At 46.8% G+C, this 3,537-nt stretch carries 4 protein-coding genes; all 4 read right to left on the minus strand.

What is annotated here, in order from left to right; all coding sequences use genetic code 11:
* Positions 1-255: 255 nt before the first annotated feature.
* The gene (locus STRDD11_RS00030) at positions 256-618 is read right to left on the minus strand and encodes a S1 RNA-binding domain-containing protein (RefSeq protein WP_128834162.1); all 363 of its coding nucleotides are present in this window, start codon (positions 616-618) and stop codon (positions 256-258) included.
* On the minus strand, positions 618-2,018 hold the full coding sequence (locus tag STRDD11_RS00035) for a bifunctional Cof-type HAD-IIB family hydrolase/peptidylprolyl isomerase (protein ID WP_128834164.1): 1,401 nt from the start codon (positions 2,016-2,018) through the stop codon (positions 618-620). The genes STRDD11_RS00030 and STRDD11_RS00035 overlap by 1 nt, the downstream gene beginning before the upstream one ends.
* 143 nt (positions 2,019-2,161) lie before the next feature.
* Positions 2,162-2,794, minus strand: coding sequence for a response regulator transcription factor (locus STRDD11_RS00040; protein WP_128834166.1), 633 nt, complete (start codon positions 2,792-2,794; stop codon positions 2,162-2,164).
* On the minus strand, positions 2,772-3,537 hold a 766-nt coding region (locus STRDD11_RS00045; RefSeq protein WP_241209252.1), incomplete at its 5' end, for a sensor histidine kinase. The genes STRDD11_RS00040 and STRDD11_RS00045, both read right to left, overlap by 23 nt.

Raw genomic sequence — 3,537 nt, forward strand, 5'->3', positions numbered from 1 at the left:
CCCTTTCTCTCTGCTTTCATTACCATTTTGAGTTTTGAAGAGTATATAGTCTTCTAGTTTGCTTTTATAGTACTAGGCAACGAGCCGCAGGCTGTACTTGGGTACGGCAAGGCGAGTTAACGACGGAATAAAAGATAAACGAAATGACGATAAAAAAGACAAAGAAATCCTTTCTCGTCTTCTTTTCATCTTTCCATGGTCAAAGCATTCCCATCCTTTGCCACGGCCGGCTCGAAAGTCTTTTTTTGTCTATGCTTACTCTTTTTCCTCTTTCAGAAACCCCTTGGCTTCTTCAATCCAGATTGGCATTTGTCTGCCCAGAGGTTCAAAACCGATTTTGCAGCGGCCGTTGGAAAAGCGGTGCCGTCTGGGAAGGCGGTGCCTCTCTTCTTCTAAAGTTCTCATGGAAAGACTGGCCTTGCCGGAAAATTCATCATAGTCCACAACCTGCACCTGCACCTGCTGACCTATTTTCAAAATATCATGGATATTCTCAATATAGCCCGGACGAATCTCTGAAATGTGAATAAGGCCGATGGTCCCATTCCCTAGCTCGACAAAGGCTCCGTAAGGCTGAATGCCTGTAATCCTGCCTTTTAATTTGTCGCCAATCTTCATCAGTCTGCAACCTCAATCGTTTCAATTACAACATCGTCAACCGGCTTATCCATGCTTCCAGTCTCAACAGCTGCAATCTGATCCAAAATCTCATAAGAAGCTTCATCAGCCAGCTGGCCAAAAACCGTATGGCGACGGTCCAGATGCGGAGTCCCCCCTTGATTGGCATAGATTTCCGCGATAGGCTCTGGCCATCCGCCGCGGCTCAATTCCTTGGCTGAATAAGGCAGCTTACTGTTTTGGACAATAAAGAACTGGCTGCCGTTCGTGTTGGGACCGGCATTGGCCATCGAAAGAGCGCCGCGGATATTGTAAAGCTCCGGTGAGAATTCATCTTCAAACTTCTCTCCGTAAATAGACTGACCGCCCATACCGGTCCCTGTCGGATCTCCACCCTGAATCATGAAATCTTTGATAATCCGGTGAAAAATGACGCCGTCATAATAGCCGTCTTTAGCCAAAGCAATAAAGTTGGCCACAGTTTTAGGGGCTTGCTCTGGAAATAACCGAATCTTTAAATCACCGTGATTGGTCTTTATCGTTGCGAGCGGCCCTTCTGCTGCTGCAAGGTTAGCCTGCGGGTAATTCACTTCTTTTTCTACCATTCCTAATTCCTCCAAGGCGGCAAGAATGCCGTCTTCTTCTACTGTTTTTGTTATATAATCTGCTTTTTTCTGCAGTTTTTCATGGGAAATTCCCATAGCAATGCCGATACCGACATAGTCAAACAATTCTAAATCATTGAGTCCGTCTCCGAAAACCAGGACATTTTCAGGTTTCAGACCCAAGTGCTCTACAACATTAGCAACCCCAGATGCCTTGGAGCCCTCAATCGGCACCACATCTGAAGAATGGGGATGCCAGCGGACCAAGCGCAAATGGTCAGCCAGTTCTTCCGGCAGCTGCAGACTGTCGCCGACTTGCTCAAAGGTCCACATTTGATAAATGTCCTGCTCCGCATAAAAGTCAGGATTGACAGTCAAGTCTGGATAGACGACGTCAATTGCATCCGAAATCAGGGGCGTCCGAGCAGACAGGGCCGCAGCATGGCTGCCGACCAGACCAAATCCAATCCCGGCGGCTTCAGCCCAAGCGATAAAGGCTTCCACCCTTTGCCTTGGAATGACCTTCTGGGCAATCACCCGGCCTTTGCTGTCTTCTACATAAGAGCCATTCAGAGTCACATAAAAGTCAGGTTTTAAAGCCCGAATCTCCGGAACAACACCGAAGATTCCACGACCGGAAGCGATGCCGGTCAAAATACCTTTTCTTCGCAGCTGCTGGAAAACTGTTTTGATGGATTCCGGAATAAAGCCGGTATCCTTGACCCGCAGGGTATCATCAATATCAAAAAAGACCATCTTGATTTTCTTTGCCCTGTATTTTAGTTTTGCGTCCATAAAGCCCTCTATTTTCTTTTTGTCGTCTTTTAGTTTGCTTTTAGGACTAGGCAGCGAGCCGCAGGCTGTACTGAGGTACGGCAAGGCGAGTTAACGACCTAATAAAAGATAAACGAAATGACGATATTTCTTCTATTATACCATTAAAATTCTTCCTGTGGGACCAGATGATGCTGAAAGGCGTACACAACTGCCTGAGTGCGGTCGCTCACTTCCAATTTCGACAAAATATTAGAGACATGTGTCTTGACCGTCTTAAGAGATATGAAAAGTTCATCCGCAATCCGCTGATTTTCATAGCCCTTAGCCAAAAGCCCCAGAATATCACGCTCACGAGCTGTCAGGTCCTCATGGAGCTCGATATGATTGCGGTGATATTCTACTTTTTTGCTGACTTCCGTTTCAATGGCAAACTCGCCTTTGGCCACTTTTCTGACAGCATGGAGGATTTCCTCAGCACTGGATGTTTTCAGCATATAGCCCCTGGCGCCGGCGTCCAGAACCGGGTAGATTTTTTCATTATCCAGATAAGAAGTCAGGATTAAAATCTTAGCATCCGGCCACTCCTTTAAGATGGCCAGTGTAGCTTCGATGCCGTTCATCTCCGGCATGACAATATCCATCATCACAACATCCGGTCTGACAGCAAGAGCCTGCTCTACACCTTCTTTGCCGTTGGTCGCTTCTAAAACCTGCGCAACATCATCCTGCAGTTCCAAATAACTTTTCAAGCCCAAACGGACCATCTGATGGTCATCTACCAGTAATATCTTCATGATTGTCTCCTTCTAACAATGGGATAGTAATTTCAATGGACACGCCTTTTTTAGGAGCTGTCAGAAGTTTAAAGGTGCCTGCCATATCCTGAACACGGTCTTCAATATTTTTCAAACCGTAACTCAGCTCATCTTGGGCCAATGGATCAAAGCCAATGCCATTATCTGCCACTTTGATTTTCAGCTCACTGGGAGTCTGGTAAAGATAAATGTCCAAACGGCTGGCCTGAGCGTGCCGCAGGGTATTGTTAATCATTTCCTGAACAATGCGGAAAACATGCTCCTCTATCTGTTTTGGCAGGTGTTCTGCCTGATGGTTGAAATGAACCTCCAGATCGCTCTTGTCTGTCAGCTCCTTGATGATTACTTCCATGCCCTCAATCAAGGTCCGGTTTTCCAATTCTGTCGGCCGAAGATGCAGAAGAAGAATCCGCAGGTCTTTTTGGGCTGTATGGAGAATATCAGCAATGCCCTGCAGCTGCTTGTGCAGATTTTCCTGATCAATCCGATCCACATTTGCAGCCACACCTGAGAGAATCATATTGGCTGCAAAAAGCTCCTGACTGACCGTATCATGCAAATCCCGCGCAATCCGCCGGCGTTCTTTTTCGATAATTTTTTCTTCTGACTGCAGCGATTGATTTTCAGACCGCTGAAGATTCTCGGTCAGACTGTGCAGCCGGTCTTCTAAGCGCTGCAGAGAGCGATCAATCTCCGGCTGCTCAGTCGGCTCCCATCTCCGG

The sequence above is a fragment of the Streptococcus sp. DD11 genome, assembly GCF_001578865.1.
Taxonomy (GTDB): domain Bacteria; phylum Bacillota; class Bacilli; order Lactobacillales; family Streptococcaceae; genus Streptococcus; species Streptococcus panodentis.